The following is a 16,450-nucleotide window of genomic DNA, read 5'->3' on the forward strand; positions in this document are numbered from 1 at the left end:
AAGGACCGATCATGACCGACGCCCCGCCCGTGCAGCTTCCCGTGTCCGAAACGCCCGTCCCGAAGTTGCGCCGCAACCTCAGCATCTGGGAGGCGATCGGGGTGAGCGTTGCGCTCATGGCCCCCTCGATGGCGATCAACATCAACCCGCAGGGAACCATCGGCCTCGTCGGTCGCGCGGTGCCTCTCACTTTCGCCATCGCCACCGTCGCCGTGCTCCTGATCGCCTACACTTTCGTGCGTTTGAGCCAGCGCTTCCACCATTCCGGATCGGTATACGGCTTCGTCGGAGCCACACTCGGCGCTCGCGCGGGCGCATTCAGCGGCTGGGCGATGGCCGGCACCTACATCTTCTACGGCGCGGTCACGAGCATGGCGGCCGGCATCTTCCTCACGAGCGAGATTCGCGCACTCGGCATCTGGAAGCAGGCACCCGACTGGCTCGGATTCGTGATCGGTGCCGTCCTTCTCGGGCTGGTCTGGTTCCTCGCCTCTCGTCCGGCAAAGGGCGGAACGCGACTGTTGCTCATCGTCGAATCCGTGACGGTCGCGCTCATCCTCATCGTCACTGTCGTGATCATCGTGAAGCTCCTCGTCGGTGACGTACCGGCAGCCCAGACCTTCGACCTCAGCGTCTTCACGATTCAGCCGGGCAGCGATCCCTCGAGTGTCTTCCTCGGAGTGGTATTCGCGTTCCTGTCCTTCGCGGGGTTCGAAGCCGCTGCGACTCTCGGCGAAGAAGCGCGAAACCCGCGCAAGGACATCCCGCGGGCGATTCTCGGCACCGCGATCTTCGGCGGCGTCTACTTCATCGTGGTGACCGCGGTAGAGGTGATGGGCTTCGGCACCGACGAGAAGGGCATCAAGGCCTTTGCGGCCTCCGGATCCCTGCTCGGCGACCTCGGTGCGACCTACATCGCTCCCTGGATCGGCACGGTGATCACCCTCGGTGCCAGCATCAGCGCCGTCGCCTGCGCTCTCGCCTGCGTGGTCGGAGCCTCCCGTCTGATCTACGCACTGTCCCGGGACGGCCTCGGTCCGGTTCCCTTCAAGGCCGTCTCGGCGAAGCACGGAGTGCCCTCGCGAGCGGTGGGTGCCGTCATCGTCACGATCTATGTCTTCATCGCGGTCGCGTGGTTCGTGCTGCAGGTGAAGCCATTCGACCTCTTCGTCACCTCGGGAACGACCGGAACGCTCATCCTGCTCGTCGCCTATGTGCTCGCGACGATCGGAGCCGTGAAGCTCCTCTTCTTCAGCGGGGACAAGCGCGTGAAGACGTGGGAGATCGTGATCCCGGTGCTCGCTCTGATCGTGCTCGGCTACACGCTGTTCCGCAACATCTTCCCGTTCCCGGTGGGTGCCGCCTGGTGGGGCCCGGGGCTTTCGATCGCCTGGCTCGTGATCTTCCTCGTCATCGTCATCGCTCGACCCGCCGCCGCTCGCCGGGCGGGCGAGTTGCTCACGAAGGCCGAGGGCCTCTCGAAGGACCCCGTCTTCGAGGTCGAGACTCCCTAGCGTCACGCGCACTGGAAAATGAGGCCGACCCCGTGGGGTCGGCCTCATTCTCGTGATCAGCGCTGGATCAGCGGTTCTTCACCGATTCGCGTTCGGGGCCTTCGACGATCACGGTGATCGCCGCGGTCGTTGGCACCGTGTCCGTTCCATGACCGTCAGTGTCGGCCAGCATCGACTCCTGGTATGGACGCTCACCAGACAACACCGCACGCACCTGGGCGGTGTCGATCTGTCGCGTCCAGCGACCGATGAGGAGAGTGGCCACCGCGTTTCCGGTGAAGTTCGTCACCGCGCGGGCTTCGGACATGAAGCGGTCGATGCCCACGATCACTCCCACCCCGTTGACCAGGTCGGGACGGTAGGTCTGAAGCCCACCCGCCAGAGTCGCGAGGCCCGCGCCGGTGACGCCGGCGGCGCCCTTCGAAGCGATGATCATGAAGGCGAGAAGGCCGATCTGGGCGCCGATCTCCAGCGGCTTCCCCATCGCGTTGGCGATGAAGAGCGAAGCCATCGTGAGGTAGATCGCGGTGCCGTCGAGGTTGAATGAGTAGCCGGTGGGCACGGTGATTCCCACCACGGATTTGGAGACACCCAGGTGTTCCATCTTGGAGATGAGACGGGGGAGTGCCGCCTCCGACGACGAGGTGCCGACGATGAGCAGGTACTCGCGGCCGAGGTACTTCATCAGGCTGAAGATGTTCACCCCGGTGACCAGGCGAAGCATGGTGCCGAGGATCACGATGATGAAGACCGCACAGGTGATGTAGAAGCCGACGAGCAGGGTCGCGAGGCTGAGCAGTGCGCCCGCGCCGGTATTGCCGACCACGGCCGCGATCGCTCCGAATGCGCCGATCGGCGCGAGCCAGAGCACCATGCTCAGGATGCGGAACACCAGAGCCTGCAGCTTCTTCACCGCCTCCAGGATGCTCGTGCCCTTCTCCCCGAGGCCCTGTAGCGCAAAGCCAACGAGGAGTGCGACGAGAAGCACCTGGAGGATGCTTCCGGAGGTGAAGGACGAGAACAGGGTTGCCGGGATGATGCCGAGGATGAAGTCCGTGCCGCTGACCGGCTCGCCGACGGCCTGGTAGGTCGAGGTGGCGATGTTGAGCCCGGTGCCGGGGTGCAACAGGTTGCCGACCACCAGTCCGATCCCGAGCGCGAAGGTGGACATGATCAGGAAGTAGCCGATCGCGAGTCCGCCGATCTTGCCGACGGTGGCCGCCTTCGCGATCGAACCGACGCCGATCACGATCGTGCAGAATATCACCGGGGCGATCATCATCTTGATCAGGGCGACGAATCCCTTGCCAACCGGGTCGAGGGTCTTGGCGAATTCGGGGGCGGCGAGCCCGAGGATCGCACCCGCGGCGACCGCGACGATGACCGCGATGTAGAGGTAGTGGTTGCGATCGATGCGGCGAAGCATCCCGCGTTTTGTCGTGCCCGGCGTCACTGCCATGGGGTGTCCTTTGTCTCGGAACGTCTTTGTGCCCGGCCTACGGATGAGGCGTGCCAGCAGCCTGTTCGATTGAGCGCGGCGGCACTACTTGTGGTCATACTGATCACGAGGAGGGTGGGATTCATGGCGCGACGAGTAGAACGATGGAGCATCGCGAGCAGGGTCTTCGCCGTGCAGTTGGTCGCCGTCATCGTGCTGAGCGGATGCCTCACGCTCGCCCTCTGGCTGGTGTCCCGCCAGTCCGCCGACGACACCGCGGCGCGACTCAGTCTGGGCATCTCCACGACCCTCGCCCGCGATCCCTTCGTCATCGCCGAGGTGCAGGCTGCGGATCCCTCTGCCGAGTTGGAGCCCTACGCGCTCCGCATCGTGGGTTCGACCGGCGTCGACTTCGTGACGATCATGGACACCTCCGGTATCCGCTACACGCACCCCGACCGGTCGCAGATCGGCGGGCGTTTCCTCGGCACGATCGACAGAGCGCTCGAGGGCAAGAGCCTCACCGAGACCTACACCGGCACTCTCGGTCCATCGGTACGGGCCGTCGTCCCCGTCCTGCAGGGGGGAAAGGTGATCGCCATCGTCTCGGCCGGTGTCACCGTGCAGAGAGTGCTCGCCTCGCTCGCTCCACGCATTCCGTTCGTCATCGGGGCGGCGGTGCTGCTGGTCGCCCTCGGCACCGTCGGTGCATTCTTCGCCCGCCGATCGCTCAGCCGGGTGACCGGATCGATGCGACCGAGTGAGCTGTCCCGAATGGTGGGCTATTACGAATCAGTGCTGCACTCGGTGCGGGAGGGCCTGATCCTCACCGATGACCGGGGACGGGTGGTGCTGTACAACGACGAGGCCGCTGACCTCCTCGGCCTGCCGCCGAGCGTGAACGACCGACCTCCCTCGACGGTGTCGGAGCTCGGATTGCCGCCGACGATCGCGGCCCTTATCGAGGGCCGGACGAGAATCGTGGAGGAGTCGCACTTCGCCGGGGATCGGGTGCTCCTCATCAACCAGGAGCCGGCGAGTCCCACCGGCTCCCGTACCGGCGCTCCCCTCGGAAGCCTCACCACGCTCCATGACCTCACCGAAGTACAGCGGCTCGCGGGAGAGCTCGAATCGGTGCGCACCCTCAGTGAGGCGCTGCGCTCACAGACCCACGAATACGCCAATCGCCTGCATACCGTCGTGTCGCTCATCGAGCTCGGCCGCACCCGGGAGGCTGTCGAGTTGATCGCCCAGGAGACCGAGACCAGCCAGTCCCTTGCCGACGACCTGGTGGGCGCCTCCTCGGAGCCGGCGCTCGCCGCGCTGCTCCTCGGCAAGGTCGCCCAGGCCGCAGAACGGGGCGTTCAGCTGCGCCTGGCCGTGGAGGACGAGCTCGAGGCATCCGTCCTCACGACCTCCGAACTGGTATCAGTGATCGGCAACCTCGTGGACAACGCGGTGGATGCCGCGAGCGGCAGCGACGACACGACGGTCTGGGTGCGTCTCGCCACCGACCGCGACCGGGCCGTCGTCGAACTCGTCGTGACTGACAGCGGTGGCGGCATCGATGCCGAGTCTGTCGAGAAGATCTTCACGCGCGGATTCACCACCAAACCGGCTGACCGGTCCGGTCGGGGATTCGGTCTCGCAGTCGTGCGGGACATCCTCTCCCGCCGCGGCGGCCGCGTCTCGATGGAGTCCACCGGCGCGGAGGGCACCCGGTTCGTTGCCGAGTGGCCGACCGTCGGCGCGGTGGCCCGGTGATCCGCACACTGGTCGTGGAAGACGACCCGCTCACCGCCGAGGCGCACGCCGAGTATCTCGGTCGTCTCGAGGGCTTCGAGCTTGCGGGCATCGCGCGCACGGCGGCGGCGGCCCAGGCGGCGATCCGCACGCCAGAGGATCACGGCGGAATCGACCTCGTGCTCCTCGACATGAACCTGCCCGACGGCCACGGCCTCGAACTGGCCCGCCGCATCCGTTCGTCGGGGATCGCGGTCGACATCATCGCCATCACCGCCGTGCGGGAGACGGATGTGGTGCGCACGGCGATCAACGTCGGCATCGTGCAATACCTCATCAAACCGTTCTCCTTCGCGGTCTTCCGCGATCGCCTCGAGTCCTACCTCGACTTCCGGCGCCAGCTCGAGTTCTCGGGATCGTCGACCACGCAATCAGACATCGACGGGATGCTCGCTTCCCTGCGACCCTCGGCTCCCGCCGCGCTGCCGAAGGGCCTCGCGGCATCAACCCTCGCGGTCGTCATCCGCTATCTGAAGCAAGCCCCGGGTCCGGTATCGGCGGTGCAGGCCGCGGCCGCACTCGATCTCTCCCGGGTCACGGCCCGGCGCTATCTCGAGCACCTCTCCGACGATCAGCGGGCGATTCGCACATCGAGGTACGGCGCACCGGGTCGACCGGAGTTCGAGTACCGCTGGATGAGCTGATCCCGCGGCTCCGTCGAGTCGCATCCCAGCCGATGCTCGATAGCATTCACGCATGGCTTTCTGGAATCGTGCGCCCGTCGACCGGTCCTTCCCCAAGGATGATCGCGGCTCCGGCTCCTTCGACGACTACAAATACGACCTGCTTCCCAGCAACGCTCGCACGACCGTGCGCCTCGCAAACAGCGCTCCGTGCCAAGAGGAGCTGCAGCGCATCGTCGACAGCGGTGAGGCTGAGCTCGAGACCGCCATTTCCCGCCGCAGCATCGAGGAGGAGCGCACTGACGCTCCGATGGACATCCGGCTCTTCTCGGGCTCCCGGGTGACCGGTGTCGTCGGCACGATCCCCCGCGGGCTGGAACCTGTCATCGATGAGGCTCTCGGTCGCCTCGACCGCGCGGGCAAGAAGGCGCGCATCCCCGCATCCGTGCAGAGGACGAAGAGCGGATGGCGCGTCGATCTGCTCATCGGACAGACGCGCTGAGGCACAGACGCGCTGAGGCACAGACGCGCTGAGGCACAGACACGCTGAGGCACAGACACGCTGAGGCACCGACACGCTGGCTCCGCCGTGGCATAAAGAAGGCCGGATCGGGTCCCACCCCGTCCGGCCTTCTTGTATTTCCCCCCACTGAACGAACAGAAATAATCCCCCGATGACTTCTGCCCTCTTGCTACAGGAGATTCGTCGCTCTCACGGTTTCGGTTTGCTCCACTTCGAAAATTCTCGTGGGACCATGTTTCATGGCGATCTCTTCGAGACGCGGTCGAGCATCGGCGCTCACCGAGGGGCGCGGCAGCGGCCGCGTCATGCGCTGTGTCGCCGTGGTCGTGGTCGCCCTCGGCATCCTCTCCGGCTGTGCACCGTCCGCGGCCGTGGCCGAGCTCACGCCGGCAGAGCGATCCGTCATCCGCGAGAAACTGCTGGCGCAGAATTGGAAGGTCGTGACCGCGCGGTTCCCGTTCGCGGCTCGTCCAGAGGTGAACGTCGTCCATACGACGGATGACGGCAGTTGGCCGGGATCGATGGTGGGCTGCCTGCGCGCGGCCGGGTTCACCGTCTACGTGGACGGACGCTATTTCCAATTCGGCAGCACCGCAGGGCGGTCCACCGAGGACTTCGCCATCGGCACCTACCTCTGCAGTTCCCGCTATCCCCGGGTCGACGATGTCATGCGGTACCTCGACCGCGATCGGCTCGAAGCACTTTTCCGCTACCTCGTCGGAACGGTGCGACCCTGCCTGTTGCTCTCGGGCGTGCCGTCGGAGCCTCCTCCCTCCCTGTCGGCGTATCTGAGGGGAGTCGACGCGCGCACCAGCTGGAACCCCTATCGGCTTGCCTGGAGCAGCCCCGTTCCGGCCTCACGGCTTGCCTTCCTCGAGCAGCTCTGTCCCTCGCGGCCCGCCTGGTTGGATGTGGCCGAGTGATAAGTCGCGATTCGGGCACCCGACCAATCACCAGATTGCGCTGGCACACTCTGGCCATGGTCCGACTCCGCCCGGTTGCGCTGACTGCTGCGGTGCTCGTGGCCGCCGCCGCACTCAGCGGGTGCGCGCCGACGGTCGGTGATTCGGGTGCCGCTCCGCTGACGGATCGGCAGCGCGCCAGCATCCGCACCACGATCCTCGACGCGAAGTGGTCTCAGGTCGCCGCGGAGTACCCCGAAGCCATCCGCCCGAAAGTGACGATGGCGCCGACAGTTCCCGACCACGACTGGCCGGCAGCCATGGTCGCGTGCCTCAAATCCGAGGGGATCGTGGCCTACATCGCCAACGGTGCTCCCACCTACGGCAGCGCCGGCCAGACCCCACTCGAAGTGGCGGTGCGCTACTACGGGTGCGAAGGGGCGCATCCCTCCGAATCGCAGGTCGCGTCGTATTTCACCCCAGCGCAGTCTGCGGCCCTCTACAACTACTACCTGCAGGTGGTTCGCCCCTGTCTGCTCACGGCCGGGGCGCCGTCGCCGGCCTCGCCCGACAGATCTGCGGCGGAGGGCCTCGCCGGGCTGGCCGGCTGGAACCCCTACCAGGTCATCTGGACGAGCAGCATGTCCACCCCCACCCTGACCTACCTCCAGCGCCGGTGCCCGCCGACGCCGTCCTGGCTCAACCTGGCGCCGTGATGTCGCTCTGTCGTCGCACACTCGTCGTCATCACGGCCTCTCTCGCCGCGCTGATGCTCGCGGGATGCGCGGCGGCGGCGCCGTCCGATCCGCTCGGACCCCAGCGGAGGGAACAGATCCGCCAGGCCATCCTCGACGCTCATTGGTCTGATGTCGTCAGGGACTACCCCGACGCGCTTCGGCCGGTGGTGCCGATCATGCGCCCGGTTGCCGACAACGATCATGCGGCGGCATTCTTCGAGTGCATGCGAGCGAGTGGAGTGCCGGCATCACCCAGCGACAACGGTTTTCGCTACAACTCGAGTCTCGGCCAGTCTCTGCTCGAGTTCAATTCGGTGCGCTACGTCTGCGAGTCCAGTGCTCCGAGTGAGTCGGAGGTGGTGTCCTACCTGAGCGGAAGCTCACGCGCCGCCCTGTTCGACTACCAGCGCAAGATCGTGAGACCGTGCCTTCTCGCCGCCGGCGCCCGATCCTCGGCGCCGCCCGATGGCGGACCGGCCTACTACCTCTCCGCCGCCCTCGCCGCGTGGAGTCCGTTCGCTGAGATACTCGCGTCCAAACCTCGAGCCGACACCCTCGCCTACCTCGAGAAGCGGTGCCCGCCGCTCCCTGCCTGGCTCGACCTCACCGATACCGGCCCCGCCACACGCACGTCCGGCTGATCGTCACGGAACGCCCGGCACATCGCGGCCCCTCGCCTGTGCCGCGGATCGGGTCAGATCACGACGATCCTGGAGGCGCGCCCGTCGACGTTTCGCGTCGATCCGAGTGATCACTCCCAGCCCACGGTGCGAGAATTCCGATCATGCACAGGCTCGCGGCATCCGCTCGGATGCTCGCCGTCGCCGTGGCCGCGTGTGTCGCGCTGACGGTCTCCTCGTGTGCGTCGCCGCCGGAGGTCGTGCCCCTGACGGCCGCGCAGCGCATCGAGCGCCTCCAGCAGGGTTTCGACCGGTACTGGAAGACCATCGCGGACCGGTATCCCGATGCCGTTCGGCCCGAGGTCTCGATCCTGCAGATCCAGGAGGGGGGAAACCTCGCGGCGGTGCTGCGCGCCTGCCTCAGGCGACAGGGCGCGACCGGAGTCTCGGTCTCGGCGGATGGCACGATCGGGGTCGATCGCTCGGCCACGGTGTTGACGACCGCCCAGCTCGAGAACCAGGACATCGCGCTCTTCACCTGCACTGTCGAATACCCGAGGCGAGACCTCTACGACTCGTTCCTGAGCGATTCGCAGCTCGGCGCCCTGTGGGACTACTACGTGGGATTCCTGCAACCCTGCCTCAGCCTCTCCGGCCATGCCGTCTCGGACGCTCCCGCCCGCGCGCGATTCATCTCGACCTTCTACACGGCGAAACGCTGGAACCCCTACCTCGGCGTCTCCTTTGCCACCGCTCGGCCGGGTGATCGCGACATCCTGCAGCGCTGCCCCTCCAGCCCGGGCTGGATCAGGAACTGAGCATCCCAGCTCACTTGCTCGTGCGGCCGAACGCTCAGGATCGCCGGGCATGATGATCCGATGTTCCGACGTCACCCCATCCTCAGCCTCGCGACAGTCGGGTACCTCGCGGTCGTCGGATGGATCACGCTCGGCCCGCAGCCCATCAATTCGGGCAACGGCTACTGGCTGTGGAGGGCTCTGCGTTTCTTCTCCACCCATGAATCGACCCGCTGGCTCACCTACGACCGCGTCGAGTTCCTCGCGAATGTGGCGATGTTCGTGCCGATCGGCATCTTCTTCGTGCTGTTGTTCGGACGTCGGCTCTGGTTCATGAGCGTGATCAGCGGGGTCATGCTCACCCTCGCAATCGAGTTCGCGCAGCGGTTCATCCCCGGTCGGGTCAGCGACGTGCGCGATCTCGTGGCCAACAGCCTCGGCACGGTGGTCGGCGTGCTCGTCGCCCTGGTACTCACCCGGGCGAAAGCCCGGCGACTGCGCACCCAGCGTGCCTGACCGGCGCTAGCCTGTCGAGCCGTTCCGCACCAGGTCGAGCGCGTACTTCTCCCACCACACTCCGGCCTTTGGTCCGCCGTTGCAGGTGCCGTCGCTGTCGCCCGGATGCTTCACCCAGAGCAGCGCGTCGAGGCTCGTCGTGCCGGCGCTCACATGGGGATCCTGGCCGAGCGCCGCACCGGAGGGATTGCACCAGGTGCCCTTCCACCCGTTGCCGTTGCGGGAGACATCCACCACATAGTGTTTCTGGCCGACGATCGGGGAGAGCGAATCCGCGTAGGCGCGCTCCTGGTCGACCCGGTAGAAATTGGAGACGTTGGTGAAGAACCCCCGGGCATCGGCGACGCCCGCCGCCTCGAGGAGCCCGGCCATCGTCTCCGTCTTCACCCAGTGCGAATTGCCCGCATCGAGGTAGACGGTGAGCCCGGCATTCACCAGCTCGTGCACGGCACTGCGGATGACGGCGGGCCGGGAGGTGACTTCGGCGGCGCACTTCTTCTCGGTGAGCATGGCGAGGGAGTCGGGCTCGACGAGAATCACGGCATTCGAACCGCGTAGAGCGGTGGCGATGGCGCGATTCCAGGTGGCGTAGGCGCTGGGGGAGAGGCCTCCGGCCGAGAGTCCGCCACAGTCGCGATGCGGGATCGCATAGGTCACGAACACGAGGGTGCGCCCGGCGGCTTTCGCCGATGCCACATAGCCGGCGAGCAGTGGGCCCAGCTGAGCGGCGCTGTACTGGTCGCCGAGCCAGACCGCGGTCGGCTGCGAGCTGATCTTGGCGATGGCTGCCGCATCCGCGTTGCCGGAAGACTTCAGCCGGGCGGTCGCCGTGCTGGCGTGATTGTGTGGATCGACGAACAGTCCGCCCGCGAAGACCTCGGTGCTCGTGAGTGAACTCTCGGCGTCACGGATGCCCGGGGCAGCCTCGGTGATGGACGGGGAGGGAAGCGGGGGAGGGGCGGCCGTGCATCCGGCCGTCATCAAGAGCAGGAGCGCGGCGAGCGCCGGGCCCGCGAAACGGAGCCTGCTTCGCCGCGCAAGCGTCGGCCCCGTGCGTCGTGTGTCGCTGTCGTGCACGAGTGTGGCCCCCGCCCTGTCGTTGCACTAGTTTCCCATGTTTCCCCTGCCGCGGATCAGTGCCGGTGTCGCGCACCTCCGGGCATCCGCCGCGCCGGGAGTCCGCAGTGCCCTTGGTGCGAACAGGGGTGGCTGGTAAGGTATACGAGGTTGTCTGGATCGATCTGTCGCATGTGACAGTCGCCCGACGGCCACTGGAGCAGGCTGGCACGAAGCTGGTCAGTAGTGGTGAACTCCTGAGTCTCGACGGATTCAGTGCTTTTCTACTGTTGGCCAGAGCTGTGTGTCGCTGCGGAGTACCCGCAGTCGACACCACCGCCAAAGCGCCGCAACTATGTCGTGCGCCCCTTTCTGCTGAGACTCCTGCTCCCCGATGAGTCGCGACCCACACGGGGTTACGACATAAAACAAAGGAGACGCCCCCCTATGGAGGGTCCAGAAATCAAATTCGCCGAAACCGTTATCGATAACGGCAAGTTCGGCACGCGCACGGTCCGTTTCGAGACCGGTCGCCTCGCGCAGCAGGCACAGGGTGCCGTCGCCGCGTACCTCGATGAAGAAACCATGATCCTGTCCGCCACTTCGGCGGGCAAGCACCCTCGTGACGGCTTCGACTTCTTCCCCCTCACGGTGGACGTCGAAGAGCGTTCCTACGCCGCCGGCAAGATCCCCGGTTCGTTCTTCCGTCGTGAAGGACGTCCGTCGACAGAGGCCATCCTCGTCTGCCGCCTGATCGACCGTCCGCTGCGCCCGACCTTCGTCGAAGGCCTGCGCAACGAGGTACAGATCGTGATCACCGTCCTCGCCATCGCGCCGGACGAGTTCTACGACGCCCTGGCGATCAACGCGGCCTCCGCGTCGACCCAGATCTCCGGCCTGCCGTTCTACGGACCGGTCGCGGGCATCCGCCTCGCCCTCATCCCGGGCTCCAACGGCGCAGACCAGTGGGTCGCCTTCCCCAAGTATTCGCAGCTCGAAGAGGCCGTCTTCGACCTCACCGTCGCCGGCCGTCTCACCACGGACAACGACGGTAACGAAGACGTCGCGATCATGATGGTCGAAGCCGAAGCCACCGAAGGCAGCTGGGACCTCATCAAGGGTGGGGCCACCAAGCCCGACGAGACCGTCGTCGCCCAGGGCCTCGAGGCGTCGAAGCCCTTCCTCAAGCAGCTCATCAAGGCGCAGCTCGAGCTGGCCGCCCAGGCTGCGAAGCCGATCGCGGACTACCCGGTCTTCCCGCCCTACGAGCAGGCAACCTACGACGCCGTCGCCGGTTTCACCTACGACGAACTCAAGGGCATCTACCAGATCGCCGACAAGGTCGAGCGCCAGAACGCGGATGACGCCCTCAAGGACCGCGCAAAGGGTCACGTCGACGACCTCATCGAGAGCGGCAACCTTCCGGAGTCCGCTCGCGGCCAGGTCGGAGCCGCCTACAAGTCGGTCACCAAGAAGATCGTGCGCGGCCGCATCCTCACTGACGGTGTGCGCATCGACGGCCGTGGCCTCTCGGACATCCGTGCACTTGACGCCGAGGTGCAGGTCATCCCGCGCGTTCACGGTTCGGCGATCTTCCAGCGCGGCGAGACCCAGATCCTGGGCGTCACCACGCTGAACATGCTCAAGATGGAGCAGCAGATCGACTCCCTCGCCCCGGTGAAGAAGAAGCGCTACCTGCACCACTACAACTTCCCGCCTTACTCGACCGGTGAGACCGGCCGCGTCGGGTCGCCGAAGCGTCGCGAGATCGGGCACGGCTTCCTCGCCGAGCGCGCCCTCGTGCCGGTGCTGCCGCCCCGCGAGGAGTTCCCCTACGCCATTCGTCAGGTCTCCGAGGCGCTGTCGTCCAACGGCTCCACCTCAATGGGCTCGGTCTGCGCCTCGACCCTCTCGCTGCTGAACGCCGGAGTGCCGCTGCGCGCCCCGGTCGCCGGCATTGCGATGGGACTCGTCTCCGACGAGGTCGACGGCCAGACCCGCTACGCGGCTCTCACCGACATCCTCGGTGCGGAAGACGCGCTCGGCGACATGGACTTCAAGGTCGCCGGAACCAGCGAGTTCATCACCGCGATCCAGCTCGACACCAAGCTCGCCGGACTCCCGTCCTCCGTGCTCGATGGCGCACTGAAGCAGGCAAAGGAGGCTCGCACCGCGATCCTCTCCGTGCTGAACGCGGCGATCGACGCTCCCGACGAGATGGCCCCGACCGCGCCCCGCGTGATCTCGGTGCAGATCCCGATCGACAAGATCGGCGAGCTGATCGGCCCGAAGGGCAAGACGATCAACCAGATCCAGGACGACACCGGAGCCGACATCTCGATCGAGGATGACGGCACCGTCTACATCGGCGCCGTCGACGGCCCGTCGGCCGAAGCGGCTCGCGCGGCGGTCAACGCCATCGCGAACCCGCTGAACCCCGAGGTCGGCGAGCGGTTCCTCGGAACCGTCGTCAAGATCGCGACCTTCGGAGCCTTCGTCTCGCTCACCCCCGGCAAGGACGGACTGCTGCACATCAGCGAGGTCCGCAAGCTCGCCGGTGGAAAGCGCGTCGAGAACGTCGAAGACGTGCTCGCGGTCGGCCAGAAGATCCAGGTGGAGATCACCAAGATCGACGACCGCGGAAAGCTGTCGCTCGCTCCGGTCGAGGCTGACGAAGCCGAGGCCGCAGACACCCAGGGTAGTTCTGCCGGCGCCGAAAACGTCGACACCTCGTCCGAGGGTGGTTCGACCGAGGTCTAGTCCCTCGCTCGTCGAGTAGGCCGTCCGCGGCCGCATCGAGACCGAAGCCCGCCCCGACATCACTGTCGGGGCGGGCTTTTCTCGTCTGTGTTGCGTAGGCCGAGAGTGACTCCCGCCCCTTTACCGGCGACAGCTCATCTGCGAGCCCCAGAAGCTCGATCTCTTCGGCCAGCGAAGGTCCCCGACGCAGGGCCGTACAGGCAATTAGTCCGCCCTCATCTTCGACTCGGGACTAACGGCGGGCTCGAGCCGAGCCCACCCGCAACGAGTCCTGAGTCGATGGGGATGGCGGTCGCAAAGTGATGCCCGGCCCGGGGCAACGCCCGCGCGCCAGACCCGCACAACTCCTGCAGTATCGAACAGCGACTGCCGAGAGAGCTCCCCAACAGGGGACCCGGCCCGCAGTGCAGGAGTTGCGCAGGGGGATGACGGACTCCGAGACCGTCGAGCGGCGGGATCTCCGGCGTCAGTCGGCGGGAGTCTCCGCCGTGCCCATCAGCTGCGCCCGGCCGACGATGTGGCCGCGCAGCATGAACCCGAGCACCGCGGGCGTCGCGCCGGCGGGGATGTCGAGATGCTCGACATCCAGGGCGCTCACCGTGAAGAAATAGCGGTGCTCACCGTCCCCGGGCGGGGGAGCGGCGCCGGTGAACTCTTCGGCGCCGAGTTCATTGGCCATCACGATGGCCTCCGGCGGCAGGGAGCCGCCGGTGGCGAGTTCTATGGTCGAAGCCGGGATGTCGCGCACGGCCCAGTGCCAGAATCCACTTCCGGTGGGCGCGTCGGGGTCGTACACGGTCAGCGTGTAGCTCTTCGTGCTGTCGGGAGCGCCGCTCCAGCGGAGGGATGGCGCGCGGTTGCCGCTGTCGCCTCTCACCCACTCGGGCAATCTGTCGCCCTCTGCGAAATCGGAGCTCTCGAGCACGAAGCTCGGCACCTCGGGCAGTCGCCAGTTGGGGTCGTTGGTCATTGTGGTCGTCCTTTCCATTGGCGAAGGGCCGCCCGCCGATAGTGACGGCGGAGACGGCCCTTCTGTCGCCGGTTTAAGTCCTGGCGAGACTGTGTCGTCACCACCGTACGCTGTGGACGGAGGCTACTCAGGAGTGGTTGGCTCCTGCACGATTCGAATGTAGACATCGCACCTCGGTGTCACCAGTGGGCGACCCGAAAAAGAGATGTCCATCGAGTGAATTCACAGGCGGACGCCTCCGGTCTCGAGCAGGTAACAATTCAGTCGACGCGGGCCGGATTTAACACTGTCGACCTTGATTTGTCACCATCGACATCTATTGTCGAGAGCACGGGGGCGTCGTTCGAATCCGCGTTCGGTGCTCCGGCGTCGGATGTCGCGAACGTGAAGCGAGAGAGAGTTCAAGGGATGGTCATGGTGCAGCTATCGCCGCCCGACTCGGTCCCCGGTGTTCCCGCCTCACCCGCTGCTTCCGCATCGGCAAATCTCCCGACACTCGAGGTCTCGCTGCCGATCCGGCGGCCGCTCGGCCAGTCGGCGCTGAGAGTCTTCCCGCTCGCGATCGGCGGCAATGTCTTCGGGTGGACCGCGGACGGCGGTGCGACCAACGACATCCTCGATACCTATTTCGAACACGGCGGCAACTTCATCGACACCGCCGATTCCTACGCTGCCGGGCGCAGCGAGATCATGATCGGCAACTGGATGCGGGATCGTCGACTTCGTTCGGGCATCGTCGTCGCGACGAAGGTCGGGAAGAGCGCGGACAATCCGGGAGTGACCGCGAAGGCGATCAGTCGATCGGTCAATGCCTCACTCGAGCGCCTGCAGACCGACTACATCGATCTGCTGTACCTGCACGTCGACGACTCGGAGGTGCCTTTCGAAGAGACGCTCCTCGCGGTGGACGACCTCATCAGGGCGGGCAAGGTGCGCCACTTCGGCGCGTCCGACCACTCGAGCAACCGTCTGGTCGAAGCACGGGTGATCGCCGCGCAGCTCGGGGTCGCTCCGATGCTTGCGGTGCAGAACCACTACAACCTGATGCACCGCACCAGCTTCGAGGGCGACCTCGCGCGCGTCGCATCCCAGCAACGTCTCGCGGTGATGCCCCGGTTCGCTCTCGCGAGCGGATTCCTCACCGGCAAGTACCGCACGAAGGCGGATCTCGGCAAGAACAACCGGGGAACCGAACTGGCCAATCATCTTTCCAAGCGCGGTCAGCGGGTGCTCGCAGTGCTCGACCAGGTGGCCCGCGAGCAGTCGTCGAGCGTGGCGACCATCGCTCTCGCATGGTTGCTCTCGAAGCCCGGCATCGTCGCCCCGGTGGCGAGCGCGAGCCGACCGGAGCAGGTGCTCGAGCTCGTGGCCGCTGCGAAGGTGCAGCTCGGCCGTCACCAGGTCGCCGAACTCGACAGAGTCTCCGCCTGATCCCCTGCGCCTGATCCCCTGCGCCCGATCGCCTGTGCCCGATCCGACCGCACCTGTTCGGTCTCGGTCCGGTCGAGTGCCGGCGTGACCGGCCCTGACTAACTCGCGGGGCGTTCGAGAACGCGGTTGACGACCCGCACATAGGCGGTCGTCGCGGCGATGGGGTCTCCGGCGTAGCCACCGGTCATTACGCCATCGCGGGCCAGCACGAGTTCGTCTCCGCCGTCGCCCGGTAGCGGATGACCCAGCTGCTTGAGCAGGTCGCTGAGGGTCTCGGCGTACCACTCCCGGTGATCGGAGACGATCACGCGCACGGCGTGACGCGAGTCGGTGAACTCCGTCGCCGCGTTGATGAATGCGCAGCCGCGGAAACCGGGGGAGACGACTTCGGCGACGGTCAGGTCGATGAGGGCGCGAAGAGCCGACTGCGGATCGCCCTTCTCTCGAATGAGTTCCTCCACCTGCTCCTGTGCCAGGTTGTGGCGCTGAGAGATGTACTCCACGATCAGACGGTCCTTGGATCCGTAGTGCTTGTAGAAGGTGGCCTTCGTCACGCCGGATTCGCTGATCAGGCGGTCGATTCCCACACTGCGGATGCCATCGTCGTAGAAGAGCCGGTTGGCGGTCTCGAGGATGCGGCGTTTCGCCGGGGCGACCGTGACGTGGTGTGTGCCAGCGCCCCAGGGGGCACGCTGGCCGATCGGATGCGTATCAACAATCGGCACAGCGTGGCTCCCTTGGGCTAGTCGGCTAGGTGTCC

Annotated in this window: 15 protein-coding genes; 11 read left to right on the forward strand and 4 right to left on the reverse strand. The window is 66.3% G+C overall.

The genetic code is table 11. The features are described from left to right. Nucleotides 1-11 precede the first annotated feature (11 nt). Entirely contained in the window at nt 12-1,514 is a 1,503-nt protein-coding gene (locus F1C58_RS06115) for an APC family permease (protein WP_185203464.1), read from the forward strand. 67 nt (nt 1,515-1,581) lie between these two features. Here the strand turns inward: F1C58_RS06115 and F1C58_RS06120 are convergent, their stop codons facing one another. Then, complete coding sequence (locus F1C58_RS06120) at nt 1,582-2,973, reverse strand: cation:dicarboxylate symporter family transporter (RefSeq protein WP_185203466.1); 1,392 nt, start codon at nt 2,971-2,973, stop codon at nt 1,582-1,584. Nucleotides 2,974-3,096: 123 nt separating this feature from the next. Between F1C58_RS06120 and F1C58_RS06125 the strand changes: the two genes are divergently transcribed. The 8 genes from F1C58_RS06125 (at nt 3,097) to F1C58_RS06160 (ending at nt 9,473) form a co-directional block, all read left to right on the forward strand. Further along, on the forward strand, nt 3,097-4,716 hold the full coding sequence (locus tag F1C58_RS06125; RefSeq protein ID WP_185203467.1) for a sensor histidine kinase: 1,620 nt from the start codon (nt 3,097-3,099) through the stop codon (nt 4,714-4,716). Further along, nucleotides 4,713-5,399, forward strand: coding sequence for a response regulator (locus F1C58_RS06130; protein ID WP_185203469.1), 687 nt, complete (start codon nt 4,713-4,715; stop codon nt 5,397-5,399). Before F1C58_RS06125 ends, F1C58_RS06130 begins: the two co-directional genes overlap by 4 nt. Nucleotides 5,400-5,451: 52 nt before the next feature. Next, nucleotides 5,452-5,880 carry a hypothetical protein gene (locus F1C58_RS06135; RefSeq protein ID WP_185203472.1) on the forward strand — a complete coding sequence of 143 codons (429 nt, stop codon included), beginning with the start codon at nt 5,452-5,454 and terminating at the stop codon, nt 5,878-5,880. Between the two features lie 260 nt (nt 5,881-6,140). Next, complete coding sequence (locus tag F1C58_RS06140) at nt 6,141-6,824, forward strand: hypothetical protein (RefSeq protein ID WP_185203474.1); 684 nt, start codon at nt 6,141-6,143, stop codon at nt 6,822-6,824. 56 nt (nt 6,825-6,880) lie between these two features. Beyond that, the gene (locus F1C58_RS06145) at nt 6,881-7,519 is read left to right on the forward strand and encodes a hypothetical protein (protein ID WP_185203475.1); all 639 of its coding nucleotides are present in this window, start codon (nt 6,881-6,883) and stop codon (nt 7,517-7,519) included. Continuing rightward, nucleotides 7,516-8,181, forward strand: coding sequence for a hypothetical protein (locus F1C58_RS06150; protein ID WP_185203477.1), 666 nt, complete (start codon nt 7,516-7,518; stop codon nt 8,179-8,181). Before F1C58_RS06145 ends, F1C58_RS06150 begins: the two co-directional genes overlap by 4 nt. Nucleotides 8,182-8,324: 143 nt before the next feature. Then, nucleotides 8,325-8,978 (forward strand): hypothetical protein, encoded by a 654-nt coding sequence (locus F1C58_RS06155; protein ID WP_185203479.1) that lies wholly within the window; start codon nt 8,325-8,327, stop codon nt 8,976-8,978. Nucleotides 8,979-9,038: 60 nt separating this feature from the next. After that, nucleotides 9,039-9,473 (forward strand): VanZ family protein, encoded by a 435-nt coding sequence (locus tag F1C58_RS06160; protein WP_185203481.1) that lies wholly within the window; start codon nt 9,039-9,041, stop codon nt 9,471-9,473. A 6-nt stretch (nt 9,474-9,479) separates the two neighbouring features. Here the strand turns inward: F1C58_RS06160 and F1C58_RS06165 are convergent, their stop codons facing one another. Further along, on the reverse strand, nt 9,480-10,550 hold the full coding sequence (locus tag F1C58_RS06165) for a glycoside hydrolase family 6 protein (RefSeq protein ID WP_185203483.1): 1,071 nt from the start codon (nt 10,548-10,550) through the stop codon (nt 9,480-9,482). Between the two features lie 426 nt (nt 10,551-10,976). Here F1C58_RS06165 and F1C58_RS06170 point away from each other — a divergent pair, with 426 nt between their 5' ends. Further along, nucleotides 10,977-13,289: a polyribonucleotide nucleotidyltransferase gene (locus F1C58_RS06170; protein ID WP_185203485.1), complete on the forward strand. Its 2,313-nt coding sequence runs from the start codon at nt 10,977-10,979 to the stop codon at nt 13,287-13,289. A gap of 466 nt (nt 13,290-13,755) precedes the next feature. On the opposite strand, the gene F1C58_RS06175 is transcribed toward F1C58_RS06170, so the two are convergent. After that, complete coding sequence (locus tag F1C58_RS06175) at nt 13,756-14,259, reverse strand: YbhB/YbcL family Raf kinase inhibitor-like protein (protein ID WP_185203487.1); 504 nt, start codon at nt 14,257-14,259, stop codon at nt 13,756-13,758. A 414-nt stretch (nt 14,260-14,673) separates the two neighbouring features. Between F1C58_RS06175 and F1C58_RS06180 the strand changes: the two genes are divergently transcribed. After that, the gene (locus F1C58_RS06180) at nt 14,674-15,690 is read left to right on the forward strand and encodes an aldo/keto reductase (RefSeq protein WP_185203489.1); all 1,017 of its coding nucleotides are present in this window, start codon (nt 14,674-14,676) and stop codon (nt 15,688-15,690) included. 98 nt (nt 15,691-15,788) lie between these two features. On the opposite strand, the gene F1C58_RS06185 is transcribed toward F1C58_RS06180, so the two are convergent. Then, nucleotides 15,789-16,415 (reverse strand): TetR/AcrR family transcriptional regulator, encoded by a 627-nt coding sequence (locus F1C58_RS06185; RefSeq protein ID WP_255461298.1) that lies wholly within the window; start codon nt 16,413-16,415, stop codon nt 15,789-15,791. Nucleotides 16,416-16,450: the final 35 nt, after the last annotated feature.

The sequence above is a fragment of the Glaciihabitans sp. INWT7 genome, from assembly GCF_014217685.1.
GTDB lineage: Bacteria > Actinomycetota > Actinomycetes > Actinomycetales > Microbacteriaceae > Lacisediminihabitans.

Excerpts from the sequence above, each read along its gene's own strand:
- F1C58_RS06115 (WP_185203464.1), top strand. The coding sequence starts at position 12 with ATGACCGACGCCCCGCCCGTGCAGCTTCCCGTGTCCGAAACGCCCGTC.
- F1C58_RS06120 (WP_185203466.1), bottom strand. The coding sequence starts at position 2,973 with ATGGCAGTGACGCCGGGCACGACAAAACGCGGGATGCTTCGCCGCATC.
- F1C58_RS06125 (WP_185203467.1), top strand. The coding sequence starts at position 3,097 with ATGGCGCGACGAGTAGAACGATGGAGCATCGCGAGCAGGGTCTTCGCC.
- F1C58_RS06135 (WP_185203472.1), top strand. The coding sequence starts at position 5,452 with ATGGCTTTCTGGAATCGTGCGCCCGTCGACCGGTCCTTCCCCAAGGAT.
- F1C58_RS06140 (WP_185203474.1), top strand. The coding sequence starts at position 6,141 with ATGGCGATCTCTTCGAGACGCGGTCGAGCATCGGCGCTCACCGAGGGG.
- F1C58_RS06145 (WP_185203475.1), top strand. The coding sequence starts at position 6,881 with ATGGTCCGACTCCGCCCGGTTGCGCTGACTGCTGCGGTGCTCGTGGCC.
- F1C58_RS06155 (WP_185203479.1), top strand. The coding sequence starts at position 8,325 with ATGCACAGGCTCGCGGCATCCGCTCGGATGCTCGCCGTCGCCGTGGCC.
- F1C58_RS06160 (WP_185203481.1), top strand. The coding sequence starts at position 9,039 with ATGTTCCGACGTCACCCCATCCTCAGCCTCGCGACAGTCGGGTACCTC.
- F1C58_RS06170 (WP_185203485.1), top strand. The coding sequence starts at position 10,977 with ATGGAGGGTCCAGAAATCAAATTCGCCGAAACCGTTATCGATAACGGC.
- F1C58_RS06175 (WP_185203487.1), bottom strand. The coding sequence starts at position 14,259 with ATGACCAACGACCCCAACTGGCGACTGCCCGAGGTGCCGAGCTTCGTG.
- F1C58_RS06180 (WP_185203489.1), top strand. The coding sequence starts at position 14,674 with ATGGTGCAGCTATCGCCGCCCGACTCGGTCCCCGGTGTTCCCGCCTCA.